The 16,416-nt window shown below is 67.7% G+C and carries 15 protein-coding genes; 11 read left to right on the top strand and 4 right to left on the bottom strand.

From position 1 onward, the window contains the following. Position 1: 1 nt before the first annotated feature. From VJT49_RS24395 to VJT49_RS24355, 9 genes are all read left to right on the top strand, one after another. A complete protein-coding gene (locus tag VJT49_RS24395; protein WP_324167238.1) occupies positions 2–898 on the top strand; it encodes an ABC transporter permease in 897 nt (298 codons plus the stop codon). A 73-nt stretch (positions 899–971) separates the two neighbouring features. Further along, positions 972–1,838 (top strand): ABC transporter permease, encoded by an 867-nt coding sequence (locus tag VJT49_RS24390; RefSeq protein WP_324167237.1) that lies wholly within the window; start codon positions 972–974, stop codon positions 1,836–1,838. Beyond that, positions 1,835–3,166: an aminotransferase class III-fold pyridoxal phosphate-dependent enzyme gene (locus tag VJT49_RS24385; protein ID WP_324167236.1), complete on the top strand. Its 1,332-nt coding sequence runs from the start codon at positions 1,835–1,837 to the stop codon at positions 3,164–3,166. The genes VJT49_RS24390 and VJT49_RS24385 overlap by 4 nt, the downstream gene beginning before the upstream one ends. Positions 3,167–3,184: 18 nt before the next feature. After that, positions 3,185–4,156 (top strand): M14 family metallopeptidase, encoded by a 972-nt coding sequence (locus VJT49_RS24380; RefSeq protein ID WP_324167235.1) that lies wholly within the window; start codon positions 3,185–3,187, stop codon positions 4,154–4,156. Next, on the top strand, positions 4,153–5,649 hold the full coding sequence (locus VJT49_RS24375; protein ID WP_324167234.1) for an aldehyde dehydrogenase family protein: 1,497 nt from the start codon (positions 4,153–4,155) through the stop codon (positions 5,647–5,649). The genes VJT49_RS24380 and VJT49_RS24375 overlap by 4 nt, the downstream gene beginning before the upstream one ends. A 2-nt stretch (positions 5,650–5,651) precedes the next feature. After that, on the top strand, positions 5,652–6,593 hold the full coding sequence (locus VJT49_RS24370) for an aldo/keto reductase (RefSeq protein WP_324167250.1): 942 nt from the start codon (positions 5,652–5,654) through the stop codon (positions 6,591–6,593). Positions 6,594–6,770: 177 nt separating this feature from the next. Beyond that, positions 6,771–7,457 carry a haloacid dehalogenase type II gene (locus tag VJT49_RS24365; protein WP_324167233.1) on the top strand — a complete coding sequence of 229 codons (687 nt, stop codon included), beginning with the start codon at positions 6,771–6,773 and terminating at the stop codon, positions 7,455–7,457. Beyond that, a complete protein-coding gene (locus VJT49_RS24360; protein WP_324167232.1) occupies positions 7,454–8,734 on the top strand; it encodes an FAD-binding oxidoreductase in 1,281 nt (426 codons plus the stop codon). The genes VJT49_RS24365 and VJT49_RS24360 overlap by 4 nt, the downstream gene beginning before the upstream one ends. Before the next feature lie 63 nt (positions 8,735–8,797). Then, a complete protein-coding gene (locus VJT49_RS24355) occupies positions 8,798–9,037 on the top strand; it encodes an iron chelate uptake ABC transporter family permease subunit (protein ID WP_324167249.1) in 240 nt (79 codons plus the stop codon). A gap of 217 nt (positions 9,038–9,254) precedes the next feature. Here VJT49_RS24355 and VJT49_RS24350 read toward each other — a convergent pair whose 3' ends face one another. Next, on the bottom strand, positions 9,255–10,778 hold the full coding sequence (locus VJT49_RS24350; protein WP_324167231.1) for an ABC transporter substrate-binding protein: 1,524 nt from the start codon (positions 10,776–10,778) through the stop codon (positions 9,255–9,257). Positions 10,779–10,783: 5 nt separating this feature from the next. Continuing rightward, complete coding sequence (locus VJT49_RS24345) at positions 10,784–12,442, bottom strand: hypothetical protein (RefSeq protein WP_324167230.1); 1,659 nt, start codon at positions 12,440–12,442, stop codon at positions 10,784–10,786. Between the two features lie 75 nt (positions 12,443–12,517). Here VJT49_RS24345 and VJT49_RS24340 point away from each other — a divergent pair, with 75 nt between their 5' ends. After that, complete coding sequence (locus VJT49_RS24340; RefSeq protein ID WP_324167229.1) at positions 12,518–12,787, top strand: hypothetical protein; 270 nt, start codon at positions 12,518–12,520, stop codon at positions 12,785–12,787. 1,296 nt (positions 12,788–14,083) lie between these two features. On the opposite strand, the gene VJT49_RS24335 is transcribed toward VJT49_RS24340, so the two are convergent. Continuing rightward, the gene (locus tag VJT49_RS24335) at positions 14,084–14,467 is read right to left on the bottom strand and encodes a hypothetical protein (protein ID WP_324167228.1); all 384 of its coding nucleotides are present in this window, start codon (positions 14,465–14,467) and stop codon (positions 14,084–14,086) included. 29 nt (positions 14,468–14,496) lie between these two features. On the opposite strand from VJT49_RS24335, the gene VJT49_RS24330 reads away from it, so the two are divergent. Then, positions 14,497–14,976, top strand: coding sequence for an IclR family transcriptional regulator (locus VJT49_RS24330; protein WP_324167227.1), 480 nt, complete (start codon positions 14,497–14,499; stop codon positions 14,974–14,976). A 143-nt stretch (positions 14,977–15,119) separates the two neighbouring features. Here VJT49_RS24330 and VJT49_RS24325 read toward each other — a convergent pair whose 3' ends face one another. After that, positions 15,120–16,247: an AI-2E family transporter gene (locus VJT49_RS24325; RefSeq protein WP_324167226.1), complete on the bottom strand. Its 1,128-nt coding sequence runs from the start codon at positions 16,245–16,247 to the stop codon at positions 15,120–15,122. Positions 16,248–16,416: the final 169 nt, after the last annotated feature.

The raw sequence follows: 16,416 nt of genomic DNA, 5'->3' as shown, positions 1-16,416 counted from the left end.
CATGGCCATCGCATCCGCCTCGATCGCGCCGGGCGGTCTCCGGGCGCTGTTGCGCAGCCGCCGCACCCGCGCCGGGCTGCTCAACGCGGCCCCGATCGTGCTCTACCTGCTGATCCTGTTCGTCTACCCGATCTTCGGCACCCTGCTGTTGAGCCTGAAAGGCGAGAACGGCGGCCTGACCCTGCACTGGTATGCCGACGCGCTCAGCGGCAGCAACTTCGAGGTGTTGCTGACCACCTTGAGGATCTCCGGTGAGACCGCGGTGCTGAGCCTGCTGATCGGGTTCGTGCTGGCCTACGCCGTATCGCGGTTGCGGCCGGTGTGGGCCGGGCTGGTCATGGTGATCGTGGTCGTGCCGCACTTCATCAGCGCGCTGGTGCGCACCTATGGCTGGATCATCCTGCTCGGTGAGCACGGCCTGGTGAACAACCTGCTGGTGAAGCTGCATCTCCCGGGCACGCCGTTTTCGTTGCTGTACAACGAGCTCGGCGTGATCATCGGCACCACGTCGGTGATGCTGCCCTACACCGTTCTTGTGCTCTACGGCGTGATGCGTTCGGTGGACCGGAGGCTGCTCGCCGCCGCGGCGAGCATGGGCGCCGGGCGGCTGGTCACGTTCCGGCGGGTGTACCTGCCGCTGGTGGCGCCGGGCATGGCCACCGCGGGGCTGCTCAGTTTCATCCTCTGTCTCGGCTACTACCTCACGCCCGCGCTGATGGGTGGTCCAAAGCAGACAGTCGTGGCGTCGCTGATCGACCAGCAGGTCATGAAGCAGAACCAGTGGAACGGCGCGGCCGCGCTCGGCGTGATCCTGCTCCTGCTCACCTTCGCCGGGCTGCTGCTGCTCCGGTTGGCCAGCCGAATCGGCGCCAGCGCGCGGACACGGAGGGCGGCATGATCGACAATTGGCGTAGCACCGGATCATGTGGCCCGACCGGGTGCGGGTGTCCCGCAGAACACAGGAGGGCGGCATGATCGGCCTGCGTAGCACGTGGACCGGACGCATCACACTGACCATCGCGTCGGCCCTGATCCTGGTGTTTCTGGCCCTGCCGATCGTGCTCATCGTCGTCACCTCGTTCGGCAGTGACGCACTCGGTGCGTTTCCGCCCCAGTCTTGGACGCTCGGCTGGTACCGAGCCATTTTCGCCGACGGCAGCAAGTGGCCGGCCGCGCTGTCGTTGAGCGCACTGGTCGCGACGATCACCACGGTGTTCTCCGTCGGGCTCGGTATCACCGCGGCGACCGCGCTCACCCGCAGCGAACTGCCGCTGCGCTCGGCGGTCTACGGGCTGGTGCTGGCTCCGCTGCTGATCCCGCAGGTGGTCATCGCGCTCGGGCTGTTCCTGATCTTCGAGCCCGCCTCGATGCTCGGCAGCCCACTCGCGATCGCCCTTGGGCACACGGTCCTGGCCGCGCCGATCGCGGTGATGATCCTCGTGGCGACCCTGCGCGGCATCGACGAGCGGCTGGAGGACGCGGCGGCGAGCATGGGCGCCGGCCGGGCGACTATCGCCCGCCGCATCACGTTCCCACTCGCCGCACCGGGCATCGTGGCCGCCGCGATCTTCTCGTTCATCACCAGCTTCGACGAATTCTTCATCGCCCAGTTCCTGTCCACCACCAACACGACCACGCTGCCCGTGCAGGTGTTCAACGTGCTCGAGTTCGACGCCGACCCCACCGTGACCGCCGTCAGCGCGCTGCTGATCGCGGTCGCCGTGCTGGCTCTGGTGCTGATCGGGCTGGCGAGGTGGCTCGGGGCCGGTAAGCAAAGCGGCCTGTTGCCCGTCGAGCCGGCGGCAGGGATCGCGGTCTCTGGAGGGGAGACGGTATGACGCGGCACCTGCTGCTCAACATGACGGCCAACGGCTCGCCGGAGCGGGACCTGTTCGTGGTCCGGCGCGGGGAAGGCTCCTACATCCACGCCGACGACGGGCGGCGGTACATCGACGGACTGTCCGGTTTGTACTGTGCGCAGCTGGGCTACGGCTACGCAGACGAGCTCGCCGACGCCGCGAGCCGGCAGCTGCGGGAGCTGGCCTACAGTCCACTGTGGTCCTCATCGGCGCACCCGGTGGCCATGGAACTCGCACAGCGGCTCGCGGGACTCGCGCCGGAGGGGATCGAGCACACGTTCTTCACCAGCGGCGGCGCGGAATCCGTTGAGACAGCCTGGAAACTCGCCCGGAAGTACCACACCTTGCGCGGGGAACCCGGCCGCACCAAGGCGATTGCCCGCCAGGGCGCCTACCATGGGCTCACGCTGGGTGCCATGTCGTTCACCAACGATCCGGGGCTGACCGAACCCTTCGGCCCGCCCGCCGTGGAAACCCGGTTCGTCTCCAACACCAAACCGGCTGGTCCGGCGTTGGACGAGCGGGCGTTCACGGCACGGCTGCTCGCGGAGCTGGAGGCGGCGGTGCTTGAGGAGGGGCCGGACACGATTGCGATGCTGATCGCCGAGCCGGTGCAGAACCGCGGCGGCTGCATCACTCCACCCGAGGGCTACTGGCCGGGTCTTCGCGAGCTGGCCGACCGATACGGCTTCCTGCTGGTCGCCGACGAGGTGATCACCGGGTTCGGCCGGATCGGCGAATGGTTCGGCAGCCACCGCTACGGCGTCGTCCCGGATATGATCACCCTGGCCAAGGGGCTCACCGCCGGGTACGCGCCCATGGGCGCGACCATGGTCGGCGACCGTGTCGCCGAAGTGCTCAACCGGCCTGGTGAGGTCCTCAATCACGGCTTCACCTTCGCCGGGCACCCACTGTGCGCGGCGATCGCCCTGTGCAGCATCGAGATCTTCGAGCGGGACAGGGTCCTGGACAATGTCCGCGAGCAGCAGGACCACCTGGCCAAGCGGGTGGCCGAGTTGGCCACCCTGCCCATCGTGGGCGATGTCCGCGGTACGGGTTACTTCTACGCGTTCGAACTAGCCGGTGATGGGCCTGCCGGTGCGTTCAGCGAGAGCCTGCGTCGCGAACTCGTCCACAAGCTGATCCCCAGGCGCCTGCGCGAGGCCGGCCTGGTGGCCCGCGTCTACGATCGGGCCGCGCCGCTGCTGCAGATCGCGCCGACGCTCGTGTCGGATCGCGAACTGCTCGACCGGATCGTCGACATCATCGGCTCCACATTGGACGAAGCGTCCGCCCGTCTTGCCTAGAAAGGAACCCGCGAAGGCATGACCACCACCGAGACCACCTACACCATCGGCTCGCTGTCCTGCGTCCCCGGCGAGCGCGCCCACGGGCTCATCCCGGTCGGCGTGAGCAGCTACGGGGTCGATTTGGGCATCCCGCTGCTCGTCGTCAACGGCACCGAGCCGGGCCCGGTGCTCTGCGTCGACGCCGGCGTGCACGGCGACGAGTACGACGGCCAGGAGGCGGTCCGCCGGGTCGTCGCCGAGACCGACCCCGCGAGCCTGCGCGGCACGCTTGTCGGCATCCCCTGCATGAACACCCCGGCCTTCGAGGCCGCGGCCCGCACCAGCGGCCTCGACCACGCCAACCTCAACCGGATCTTCCCCGGCGACGCCAACGGCTCCTACTCCCTGCGTCTGGCCGCCACCTTCGTCGACCAGGTCGTGCCGGCCATCGACGCCCTGGTCGACCTGCACACCGGCGGGACCTTCGGCGAGATCACCCCGCTCACGATCGTGCAGGGCGGCTATGAGGAGCTCGCGACCGAGATCGGTTTGGCCGCAAGGCACCGGGTGATCTGGAAGGGCGGGAAGTGGGGCGGCACGGTCCGCCACCCCACCCTCGCCGCGGGCAAACCCGCCATCACGATCGAAGCCGGGGGAGGGACCTACCGGGAGGAGACCGTTGAGCTGCACGTCGACAGCGTGCGCAACATCATGCGGCAGCTGAACATGATCGACGGCGAGGCAGCGCTGCGGGACAGCTACACCGAGGTCAGCGGCACGTTCGCGCGAGCCGCCGCGGGTGGGTTCTTCCTCGGCCACGCCGAGCCGGGCGAGGGGTGCCGGGCCGGTGACCTGCTCGGCCGGGTCGTCGACCACTACGGCCACACCGTGGAGGAGGTCAGGGCACCCGAGGACGGGATCGTGCTGTGGCAGCGGCGGATCCGCACCGTGCGGCCCGGTGACGAGGTCGTCATCTTCGGCCAGGTCCACGGGGAGCTCCGGCCGTGACCCGCGAAGGGGGTCTGGGGGCCTGCCCCCAGGCGGGGCCTGGGGATTGCACCTCCGGACAGCACCTGCTGGTCGACGGCAAGCGCGTCCCGGCTGAAGGCGGCCGCACCTTCACCACCGTCGATCCCGCCCACGGCAACCCCATCGCCGAGGTCGCGTGGGCCTCGAAATCCGATGTGGACAGTGCGGTGACCGCGGCGCGGGCCGCGCTGACCTCCGGGGAGTGGCCGGGCCTGCGGCCCGCCGAGCGGGGCCGACTGCTGTACCGGATCGCCGGGACGATCCGTGACCGGGCTGATCGACTCGCCGAGCTGGAAAGCCGGGACGTGGGCAAACCGCTCAGCCAGGCCAGGGCTGATGTGGAGGCCGCCGCCCGCTACTTCGAGTTCTACGCCGGGATGGCCGACAAGCTGGGTGGCAGCACCATCCCGCTCGGCCCGGGCCTGCTCGACTACACCGTGCGCGAGCCGATCGGGGTGTCCGGGCAGATCATCCCCTTCAACTACCCGCTGCAGAACACCGCGCGTGGTAGCGCACCCGCGCTCGCCGCCGGGTGCACCGTGGTCCTCAAGCCCTCACCCGAAGCGCCCCTGACGCCGCTGGAGATCGGGCAACTCGCGCTCGCGGCCGGGCTTCCCCCGGGAGTGCTCAACGTCGTGCCCGGCGACGGCGACACCGGGGCGGCACTGGCCGGTCACCCCGACATCGACCAGGTCACCTTCACCGGATCGGTCCCGACCGGGATCAAGGTCGCGCAGGCGGCCGCCGCGAACGTGGTGCCCTCGGTGGTCGAGCTGGGCGGGAAGTCCCCCGCGATCGTCTTCGCTGACGCCGATTTCGACCTCGCCCTCGGTGCCGTCGTGGCCTCGGTGTTCGGGAACGCGGGCCAGACCTGCTCGGCCGGTACCCGGCTGCTGTTGCAGCGTGGCGCCGAGGAGTTCCTGGATCGGCTGGTCAGGCACGCCGCGTCGCTGCGGCTCGGCCCCGGCCTTGAGGACCCGGACGTCGGCCCGCTCGTGTCGGCCCGGCAGCGCGATCGGGTCGAGCAGTACCTGAACCTCGCGCGCGAGGAAGGCGCCACGGTTCTTACCGGTGGCGGCCGGCCGGCTGCCCCTGAGCTCGCGCACGGCCACTATATCGAGCCGACCATCCTCAGTGGACTGAAAAATTCCTGCCGCGCGGCGCGCGAGGAGATCTTCGGACCGGTGCTGACGGTGCTGGATTTCGACGACGCCGCCGAGGCGCTCGCGATCGCCAACGACAGCCCGTACGGGCTTTCGTCCTACGTGTGGACTCGCGATCTGGACAAGGCACTCACGCTGGCGAACGGGATCCAGGCGGGGCAGGTGTATGTCAACGCGGTGGGTGTCGGCACCGGTGTTGAGCTTCCGTTCGGTGGCTACAAGCACAGCGGCTGGGGCCGCGAGAAAGGTCTTGAGACCTTGGCGAGTTACACGCAGGTGAAGAACGTCTGTGTGGGATACCGGGGGTGAGCATGCGCTACCGCACCCTCGGCCGGAACGGGCCGGAAGTCTCCGTCGTCGGGCTCGGTGGGAACAACTTCGGGTCCCGTTTGGACGGTGAAGGGACCCGTGCCGTCGTGCACGCCGCGCTGGATGCCGGGATCACCCTGTTCGACACGGCCGACATCTACGGCGCGCACGGCGGCGGGTCGGCGGGGGATTCCGAGCGTCTGCTCGGCGCCCTTTTGAAGGGGCGCCGCGAGCAAGTCGTGGTCGCCACCAAGTTCGGCATGAACATGGGCGCCGACGACGACCTCCACGGCCCGCGCGGCTCGCGCGGGTATATCCGGCATGCGGTCGAAGGTTCCCTCCGGCGGCTCGGCACCGACTACCTGGACCTGTACCAGTACCACGAACCCGACGGGGTGACCCCGCTCGCCGAAACCGTGGCGGTGCTCGACGAGCTGATCAGCGAAGGCAAGATCCGGCAAGCGGGGTGCTCGAATATGACGCCCGAAATGCTGGCCGAGGCCGGCAAGGCGTTCGTCAGCGTCCAGGCCCGCTACCACCTGCTCGACCGGACCGTGGAGACCGGGCTGGTCCCGGTGTGCGAGCGGCTCGGCGTCGGCATCCTGCCGTATTACCCGCTGGCCAACGGGCTGCTGTCCGGCAAGTACCGGCGTGGAGAACCGCCGCCGCCGGGCAGCCGGTTGTCGTGGCGGGAAGGCTGGCTCACCGAGGCCGCGCTCGACCGGGTCGAAGCGCTCTCCGCCTACGGTGCCGAGCGTGGCCTGACCCTGCTCGACGTGGCGGTCGGCGGGCTGGCGGCACTGCCCGCGGTCGGCTCGGTCATCTGCGGCGCCATGACACCGGAGCAGGTCACCGCCAACGCGGCCGCCGCCGCGTGGCAACCCACCGCGGCTGAGAAGGCCGCACTCGACGAGATCGTGGCACCCGGCGAACGGGTGGTCTAGGACAACTGAATGCGGAGTTTCGAATGGGTGGCACAGGGCCGACCCATGAGCGCGCCCCGGTGAAGGCTCCGCTATCGCGGTTGCGAGGCGCCCGTGGCGAACAGGCGACGGCCGCGGGCAGTTCGCGCCCCGTGGACGCGATAGCGGGCGTGCGCGGGTCGCCGGAAAATGCAGAGAATGAGGTTGGAGAACATGCGTCAGATCGTCACCTTCGACGCCTACGGCACCCTGGTCGACTTCCAGCTCGGCCCGACGACCGTGCGGGTCCTGGCCGACAGGCTGGACCTCGACGGGCTCAACGTCGAGGAATTCCTCGACGACTTCCGCGTCATGCGGTTCCAGGCCGTGCTGGAGGCCTACCGCTCCTACGACGAGGTCCTGCACTCCAGCCTGGAGAACGCGATGCGCCTGCACGGCCTGGAATACCGCCGCTCCGACGGCGACGCGCTGGTCGAGGCGGTGCCCACCTTCGGTCCGTTCCCCGAGGTGCCCGACGCGCTGCGCGCGCTGAAGACCCGGTACGAGATCGCGATCATCTCCAACACCGACGACGACCTGATCAAGCAGAACATCGCGAACATCGGCGTCGAGTTCGACCACGTCATCACCGCCCAGCAGGCCAAGGCGTACAAACCGTCCCGCGAAACCTTCGAATACGCCTACCAGGCCATGGACATCGACCCGGCCTCGGTCATCCACGTCGCCCAGGGCTGGGAGTACGACCTCATCCCCACCCGCGACCTCGGCCTGAAGCGGCGCGTGTGGATCAACCGGTACGGCCGCCGCGGCAGCAGCAACTACCAGACCTACGACGAGCTGCGCGACCTCTCCGGGGTCCCCGCCCTGCTGGGGGTCTCGGCGTGAAGCAGGTCCCGTACTGGCTCGACACCGCTCCCAAACTGCCCGACCGCTCCGGGAAACCGTTGCCCGACAGGGCGGACGTGGTCGTCATCGGCGGCGGCATCACCGGCTTGTCCACCGCGCTGCACACCGCTCGCAAGGGCGCCCACGTGGTCCTCGTGGAAAGGGACACGGTCGGTTCGGGCGCGTCCGGCCGCAACGGCAGCATGTGCACCCAAGGCATCACTATTGGAGCCGCGGCGGCGCGTGAACGCTACGGGCAGGACCGCGCCCGCGAGTTGTACGACGCGTTCCGCGAAGCTGTCGACCTCGTCGAGGAACTGACCGAAAAGGAACAGATCGACTGCGACTTCACCCGCTCCGGCCGGCTCGGCGTCGCCTTCAAACCCCAGCACTTCGAAGGAATGCGCGCCACGCAACGTGATCTGGCCGAGAACTTCGACCACGAAACCGTCCTGCTCACCAAGGGCGAGCTGCGCGCCGAACTCGGATCCGACTACTACCACGGGGCGCTGCTCGACCCGCTGTCCGCGGGCCTGCACGTCGGCAAGTACGTGCACGGCCTCGCCGAGGCCGGCGAGCGCGCCGGCGCGGAGATCCACGAACGTAATGCCGCCACCGCCATCACCCGCGGCGGCGACGGTTTTCTCGTCGAAACCCTGCACGGCACGATCCGGGCCAGGCAGGTCATGGCGGCCACGGACGCCTACACCGACCGTGCGCTGCCCTGGTTCCGCAAGCGGCTGATCTGCGTCGGCAGCTTCATCGTCGTCACCGAACCGCTGGGCCAGGACCTGGCCCGGGAGATCATTCCCAAGGCACGACTGGTGGTCGACTCGAAGAACATCGGTCACTACATCCGCCTCACCCCGGACAACCGGCTCGCCTTCGGCGGCCGCGCCCGGTTCGCGCCCTCCAACCCCGCCTCCGACCGCAAGAGCGGCGGGGTGCTCAAACGGGAAATGGCCGAGATCTTCCCGCAGCTGGCAGGAGTGGAGATCGACTACGTGTGGGGTGGCAGTGTCGGCTTCAGCTACGACCGCATCCCCCACGCCGGGGAGGCGAACGGCCTGTACTACTCCATGGGGTACTGCGGGCACGGCGTGCAGATGGCCACCTACATGGGCCGCGCGATGGCCGAGGTGATGGACGGCCATCCCGAGGCGAACCCCTGGCGCGGCCTCGGATTCCCCAAGGTCCCGGTCCCGTTCTACCGCGGCACCGCCTGGTTCCTGCCCTTCGCCGGGGCCTACTACCGCGCCAAGGACCGCCTCCGCTGACCACATCCCGGTGGTGCCCGCACGAGCGGGCACCACCGGGACACGTGATGGGCGGGTGCGTGCCTGGTCGCGGTCGATCTCATCTCCCGCGCCGTCGACAGCCCGAACGAGCCGCCGCTGGGGATCTTCACCGCCGCGTTCGGTGCCCCGTTCTTCATCTGGCTGCTCCGGCACAACACCACTGTGAACACACCATCGCCATCACCAGCTGAACGAAACACCACCACCAAACCCGCCACGTCGCAACACCCCTGCACCGACAGCCCGAACCACACCAACACGGGCCGTTCCAGCCGCCGGTAGCTGTCCCGCCGAACCTTTGCGTGAACCGGCTCGACGGACGCCGGCGGGGCGCTGACCAGGAGGTTCAGGTTCGTATATTGCCCTGTTGGGTGCACCGATGCCGCCACTGACGCCCCCGTGTGCCTATGACCTTCGCAAACGTCACAGGCACAGGGAAGCCCGATCTGCCGCCCGGCTCGGTGTTCCTTGTTTTGCGGGGACAACCCCGCCCTGGCCGTTACCTGGTGTGGTAGACCTCGGCGGTCCGGGCCGCCGAGGTGGATGGCACCTCGATCACCGGGATCGGTTTGTTGCTGGGATTCCCGCTGTCGGCCCCGCGGAAGCTGAAACTCAGCTGGCCGGAGGCGCCGGGCACCGTGTCCAGGCTGTTCAGGTTCAGCATCTGGTTGAGCACGTCGCTGTTGCTCGGCACGCCGTGGTCGGGATGTGCCCGGGTGGACAGCCGCGCAGCCTTCGCCGCTATGAGCATTGCGTCGTGCGTGGAGATCACGGCGCCCTCGTCGAGGTGCGCCGGGTCGAACCCGAGCTGGCGGAACTGGTCGTAGAAGTCCTTGAACAACGGCGGGGTTCCCTCAGCGCCCCTCTCCCAGCCCGTCGCATCGGTCTCGGTGGCGTACACGATGGTTACGTTCTTCTCGCGCAACTCCAATTCCTGCGACCGGAATCCCAGCCCGCCGAAATCGGCCCCCGCCGCGATCACGGTCACCGGCGCGTCGGGGCATACCCGGTTGTGCAACGACTCGAGGAAGCCGGGGAAGTCGACGACCCGGCCGGCGAAGAGCAGGACCTTGGGCCGCACCGCGCAGATATTCGCGGTGATACCGGTGAACAGGTCCGGGGTCGCCTTGTCCTGACCGGATTTTCCCACGTAGCTCTGCGCCGGGTATTTGATCAGGCTAGTCAGCTCACGAGTGAAATCGTCGCGCAGTGATTGGGTGAACAGGTCCGCACCGGGGATGTCGGAATTGGAGTCGTAAACCATGATCGCCGAATCCAGGCTGGGATGGTCCTGCAGGTAGGCCTGCAAGGCCGCGACGTATTCGGAGTTGGCCGGCGATGCGCGGACGAAGCCTCGAATGGCACCGTAGTTGAGCTGGTCGGCGGTGGCGATGGCGCTCACCATCGGGATGTCGTACCTGGTCAGGTGCTTGGCCGCCTGCTCCGTCCGCCCGATGGACAGCCGCAGGCCGACCACCGCCACCAGCGGATCAGGGTCGTCCACCATTTCTTCCAACTGCTTGACCACGGACTCCCACTGTTGCTCGTGGCTACCCCAGTTGGCCAGCACTACCTTGATCAACGGGCGCTGGTCGCCGACCGCTCCGGTGTGGTTGATCCGGTACTGGGCCGTGTACGCGCCCTCCAGTTCGTTGCGGATCTGATCGAGGCTCACGGCGGAGGTCTCGTCGACGGTCAAGGGGTCCAGCAGCGCGATGGTCACCGTGTGCCCGGACCCGCTTATGGCGGCATTCTCGCCGGCGATCTTGTCTTCGACATCGGTCAACGAATCGTGGAACGAATAGCTACCGTCGGTGACACCGACGCATTCACCGTCGGCCTTCCACACGGACTCCGAGCCCCCGCAGGTGCCGGGCCACCAGTGCCAGGTGACCAACCCGGCGGCGACCACGATCACCGCGACGAGCGCGATCACGCCAAGATGCCGGCGTATCCAGAGCCGCCGTCGGCGCCAGAAGCCCGGTGGCGGGGGCGGTACGAACATCTTGCGGTTGTCGGGCACGGTTCTCAGCTCCACAACTCGGCTTGCTTACGGTGGTAATCGGCTTCGGTCAGCAGCGGCTCCGGGTCGCCCTGCACGGCGGAGAGCCCGGCGACGAACTCGTAGTCGAGTGCGATCAGCCGGTGCAGGGCACGCCGCCGGTCGGAGATGAACGGATCGAAGGCGATCGACCGGGCGACGACCAGCCTGGTCAGCTTCTGCGACCGCTTGTCGACGGTGGCGCGGAGCTGGTCCAACGGCGGCATGTCGGCGCCGGCCGGTCGGCGTGGCGCGGAGGCCACCGAGCGCAGCAAGGCCACCCAAGCCGCCGGATCATCGGTGGCCAGCCTGCGCCGCAGACCATCGGACGCGGTCGCGATATCTCCATTGGCCAGGGCGTAATGCAGGCGGCCCTCCTCGTCGCCGTCCTGTGCGCATCGGGCCTGGAGCCAGCCGAAGACCTTCGTCCAGTCTGGAGCGTCGTCACCGGTCCTCGCCGCCAGCTGCCGTAAGAGCAGCCGACGCAGGACCACCGGTCCCGCCCCACCCGAAACGGGCCACAGCACCGGCGCGATCTCCTGGTAGCCGCCGATGCCGCTGGCAAGCAGTTCGCCCTTGACGGCCAACAGCCGGGCGTGCTTCTTCGTCGACGCGGCCGAGCAGGTGATCAGGTCCTCGTAGGTGTCCTCGGTGAACTCGCCGACCAGCTGTTGCCGCAGGCTGTCGGCCAGCAGTGGGCGGTGTGGGTCACGACCGGGTTCCTTGCGCTGGAGCAGCACCGTGAGCGTATCCCCGTGTTCGAGCGGGCGTTCGCGCGTCGCGGCCACCAGTTTCGCGGTCGACGCCGGATGGCCGACGGCGAAGCCGTACATCATCGACGTCAGCTGGTGTTTGGCGATCACCGGACCGTTGTCATCGATGTTCGACGGGATGCTGGACACCAGCACACCGGTCTCGTGCTGGTTCAGGTCTGCCAGTTTGTACCGGCACCACCAGTAGGGTTTGCCGTGACTGTCGTAGGTCAGCTTGCGGTCGCTCTCCGAACCGGTGAACTCGACCAATTCGTGCCTGGGCATGCTCGACAGCAACTCGCCCCGGCTGGTTACGACGGCAGTCAGCGGATCGGAGGGATCACTCCCCAGCGCCAGCCGGTTCCTCCGCGCATGCACCAGGCCGTTGACGAACGCCTGCCCCAGCGGGGTGTCCGTGTCGTCGAGCAGCACCACGCAATTGAGCGTCATCTCGGCCTTGTGCCGCGAGTTCCAAAAATTGTCGTTGAGGTCAGCGAGAAAGGCCTCCCACAGCAACTCGTTGATCTGTAGCGTTTGGTCGTCGTCGACCCAGCGGTTGAGGTCGGCCAGAACGTCATATTCGTTGTTCGGGAGGTCACGGTCGCGGTGGCCGTACCACGCGGGACGCAAGGATCGCCGGCTGCGGAACGTACGGAATGTACGGAGCACGGCTTCGAGTCCCAGCCTGATCAGCATGCGGGCGAGGATGCCGCGTGCGTCCTCGGTGAGCAATGGGCCGATCTCGCCGGCCGTGTCCCGCAGGATCGAGCGCATCGTGTCGATGTCGACCTGCGCCGCGAGCAACCTCTTGATCTCGGCGATAGCGTCCGGATGGCTTACCGGCAGGCTGGCCCGCATGACCAGCCGGCCGACCGTGAGCCGTGGAAACCGCAACGAGCCGTACCGGTCACACCTTCGCGCCAACTGGAATGCGATCGCCGACAATACTTCGGGAACGGTCGCGGCGCGATGCTGCTCGAAACCGAGCCGGGCAAAGGGAACATGCTGGTCAAGTGCGTCAGCCAGATCGTCGAGCAATGCCGTCTTACCACACCCACGCGCACCTTCGACAATCAGAACGGGGTGACTCGTACTACGCGTCGCCCTGCCCTGCCACCCACGCTCCATCAGCCGTCGCACGAGTTGCCTTGCCGGTTGGCGTCCGAGAATCTGGCCTGCCTGGTGCATGCGGTAGTTGTAGTCGAGTTATCGCCAATTGTGGCCATTTGCGGCAACTGACTGCTATCCGGACGTACACAACCACCCGAATGGAGCAGCGCAGTTTTAGTCGAGAAACGACGGTCGGGCTGGCGCAACCGGTGTTGGCCGATCGTCGGGTCGGTGCCCACCTTCTCCAGCCCTTGCAGCGTGACCGTAGGACGTCGATACCGCTCAGACAACCCTGCGACCTGTTCGGCGAACGTTTTCACCTCACACGCCGGGTTCGAGCACACGAACCGCCGCACCGTCAACGCTTTCGCGCGCGATCCTTCTCGGCCGCGCCCGCGCCGGCAAGGTTGATCGCCACCCGCTCCTGGAACCGAAGTTGTTCGACTAACTCCGGTCCGCCTCGTCCAATCCAACATCAAGAACTCGTCGACTGTTGCGTAGCGCGGAAAGTGCGGGGGCAGGCCGGAGCGCGAGACCGGGGCCACCGGCGGCAGGACTGGGCGGCCTGTGAACCAGGAAAATCCGTCGGCAGGTTAAGGGCTGGTCACCGGTCCGCCTACCGGACCGGTGTGATTTTCCAGGGAGTGCCCGCGGCGAACACTTCCTGGAAACCCGAGGCACGCGGGTGGCCGATCCGGAACGCGTAGGCGAGGTCGATCTTGACAGAGCAAAGCCCGGCGGGGCGCGAAGTGCGCAAGGCGGCGACGGCCAGCTTGGTCGGCAGTGCGCTGGAGTGGTACGAATAGTTCCTGAACCGGCCTGCGACCTGGTGAAATGAACTAGAACAGTCTATCACCTGGCACTTTGTGGGCCGGTAGTGTGCGGATAGTTGACACCGACGGTCGGAAGCTGACCAGGGAAAACAGGGTCGGTGCCCACGGTTTGCTCACGGTGCGATCGAGGGCGGGACTACAGCGTCCACCGATCGGGCCCGCGTGGATCGTCAAGCCAGAGCGTGTGCTCGCCCCTCGCAACGGTCAGCCCGAACCGCTCGCGCGTCGGCTTCCCCAGCTCGGTCCACCGCACGTGGAGGTTTTCGACCTCGTCCCATAACCGGTTCCACCGGGAAAGGCACGTCTTTGAAACCGCCTTCGCGCAGGGGTTCCACGCCGCAGGGAACGCGCGGGCGGTGAGCTGGTCAGGACGTGTCGGGATCGGTGTCCGGCCACAGTCGCAGGGTCTGTGTGGGCATCTGGCTCTCCATCCACTCGTGTAATGGCCGTACGTGAAGTGGTGAACCGAAATCCACCGTGTCCTCGAACGGGTCTATTTGGTGTTGAACGTCTCCATCGCGCATTTGGAACCGGCCGAGGGCGGACAAGTCCGGGGTCGAGCCCGCCCCCAGCCGGACCTTGGAGGCGGCGGCTACGTGCCGACCGGCCATTCCGGAACTTTGGTCACAACGTCCTCAATGGACCCGTCTAACCGCAACAGTTCCTCGCGCTCCTCGTCCTCGGGCCAGGGGAAGCCACGACGTTCGTAGCGGATCGCGCCGGAAGCGGTCACGTCACCGGGGACCAACACCATGAGGTCCACGAACAGACCGGTGAAGCGGCGCAAGAACAGGGCGGTTTTGTCCGGGGATGGGTTTGTGACCAGAAAGCGACCCTCGAATACCGCGCGCATTATGAAGCGCGCTTCGCGTTCCGTCTCGGGGTCAAGAGCCTGAGCTCGTGCGGCGCTACGGGGAACGATCAACCCCGCTTCGTCGCGGACGAGCGGGACCGGGAGTACTGGCGCGTGGTCCATTGCTGATGCCACCTCAGAATCAATGGAGAGTGACGCTAGCGAACGAGACGATCCACCTCGCGGTGCTGGACGGCCTCGAAGTCCGGTACCTGGAAAAGGTTTCCGGTCACGGCCTGATCACCCGGCCCTCGCGGGTGGCGGGGCGGATGCCGCTGCACTGCACCGCCACCGGCAAGGTGCTGCTGGCGTTCGGGGCACGCCTGCTCGTCGACGAGGTGATGGCGACGCCCATGGAACGGCTCACCCCGCACGCGGTGACCGCACCCGGGTTGCTGCTGCAGGAACTGGCCCGCGCGCGGGAGGCCGGTTACGCCGTCGAGTACGAACAGACCCGCATCGGCTATCTCAGCGTCGCGATACCCCTCGTCGGGGTGACCGGGCTGACCATGGGCGCGCTTTCGGTCACCGCGCCCACGTTCCGTGCCGACGTGAAGAAATTCGCGAAACTTCTCGGCCTGGTAAGCCGCCGGATCACCAAGACGATCACCGCCATGAGCACGGACACCTAGGACACAACGGTTGGTTCCGGCACCATGTTTCCGTTTCTCCTCCAGGCTGCGGAAGGCGGGGCTGTCGATTTCGGAGGAGGTGTTTCTCCTTCTGGCGTGGTCGAAAGGGGGTGTGTGATCAGCGCGGGAGGTCGTGGGTCAAGTCAGTCTTCGGGCGGGCTGGGTGTGGTGTCGGAGGATTCGGCCGCGGTGAGGGTGCGGAGGGCCGCGCTGAGTACCGCGAGTAGGGGCACGGCCAGCAGTGCCCCCACGAGCCCGGCCGTGACGACCCCGACGGCCAGGGCGAGGACCACGGCCAGGGGGTGGAGGTGGACCGCTCGGCCGAGCAGGAGTGGCTGCAGGAAATGGCTTTCCAGTTGCATGACCCCGACGACGACCGCGAGCACGATGAGGGCGGGGACCACGCCGTTGGCCACCAGCGCCACGAGCACCGCGAGGGCGCCCGCGATCACGGATCCGATGACCGGAATGAACGCGCCGAGGAAGACCAGTGCGGTCAGCGGGGCGGCCAGCGGGACACCGATGATGACCAGGCCGAGGCCGATGCCAACGGCGTCGACGAGCGCGACCGCCGCGGTGCCCCGAACGTAGTGGGTCAGGGTGGCGAATCCGTGCTGCCCGGCGTTGTCCACCCGGTCGCGTATCCGCGCCGGTACGGCCCGCAGCAGGAATGTCCAGATCTTGCGTCCGTGGGCGAGGAAGAAGATCAGGCAGAACACCATGAGCAGGAACTCGGCGAGCAACTGGCCCACCGTCACGGCGGTGGAGATCGCGCCCGAGGCGATCGCCGACTGGTTCCTGGCCAACGTGGCGGTCAGCGTGTCGAACAGCTGGTCGAGTTGCCCCTGGCTCAGCTGGAGTGGACCCGTGCGCAGCCAGGCCCGTAACTCCTCCACGCTGCGGAGGATCTGGGCGATGAGTTCGGGCATACCCGCGACGACACTGATGATCACGAAAGTGACGACCGCCCCCACCACGGCGAGTCCACCCACCAGCACCATCGCGGTGGCCAGACCTCGCGGTACCTTCCTGCCGACCAGCCACGACACGGACGGCGCGAGCAAACCCGCGAGCAGCAACGCCACCGCCACGGGCACCAGCACCGGCGCCAGCCGGGCAGCCAGCCATCCCAACACCGTCAGGCCGGCGGCCACGACCAGCAGGCGCCAGAAGATGGCTGCCGCGACGCGCAGCCCGTAGGGCACCGCCGATCTGACCTCGTCGACACTCGTCCGGATGCGACGCGCTGCCCGGGATCGGTTGTGTTCCATGAGGACATCCCCGCCTCTCGCCCGAAACCACGACCTGGGCATCACCACCTTGGGAGTGCGCCAAACGCGGATCGGAGTGGAGGTGGCCACGGATGCCGCGCCCTGGAGCCAGGGCCGTGACTTCGGCGACCTCAGCCGTGGGAGTCCGACCGGTTTTGCGGCGGCAGGC

This window comes from Amycolatopsis sp. (assembly GCF_035276945.1).
GTDB lineage: Bacteria > Actinomycetota > Actinomycetes > Mycobacteriales > Pseudonocardiaceae > Amycolatopsis_E.
This window is presented reverse-complemented; position numbering and strand designations above follow the sequence as displayed.

Excerpts from the sequence above, each read along its gene's own strand:
- VJT49_RS24335 (WP_324167228.1), bottom strand. The coding sequence starts at position 14,467 with ATGGACCACGCGCCAGTACTCCCGGTCCCGCTCGTCCGCGACGAAGCG.
- VJT49_RS24395 (WP_324167238.1), top strand. The coding sequence starts at position 2 with ATGGCCATCGCATCCGCCTCGATCGCGCCGGGCGGTCTCCGGGCGCTG.
- VJT49_RS24365 (WP_324167233.1), top strand. The coding sequence starts at position 6,771 with ATGAGGTTGGAGAACATGCGTCAGATCGTCACCTTCGACGCCTACGGC.
- VJT49_RS24325 (WP_324167226.1), bottom strand. The coding sequence starts at position 16,247 with ATGGAACACAACCGATCCCGGGCAGCGCGTCGCATCCGGACGAGTGTC.
- VJT49_RS24340 (WP_324167229.1), top strand. The coding sequence starts at position 12,518 with ATGCTGCTCGAAACCGAGCCGGGCAAAGGGAACATGCTGGTCAAGTGC.
- VJT49_RS24390 (WP_324167237.1), top strand. The coding sequence starts at position 972 with ATGATCGGCCTGCGTAGCACGTGGACCGGACGCATCACACTGACCATC.
- VJT49_RS24370 (WP_324167250.1), top strand. The coding sequence starts at position 5,652 with ATGCGCTACCGCACCCTCGGCCGGAACGGGCCGGAAGTCTCCGTCGTC.
- VJT49_RS24385 (WP_324167236.1), top strand. The coding sequence starts at position 1,835 with ATGACGCGGCACCTGCTGCTCAACATGACGGCCAACGGCTCGCCGGAG.
- VJT49_RS24380 (WP_324167235.1), top strand. The coding sequence starts at position 3,185 with ATGACCACCACCGAGACCACCTACACCATCGGCTCGCTGTCCTGCGTC.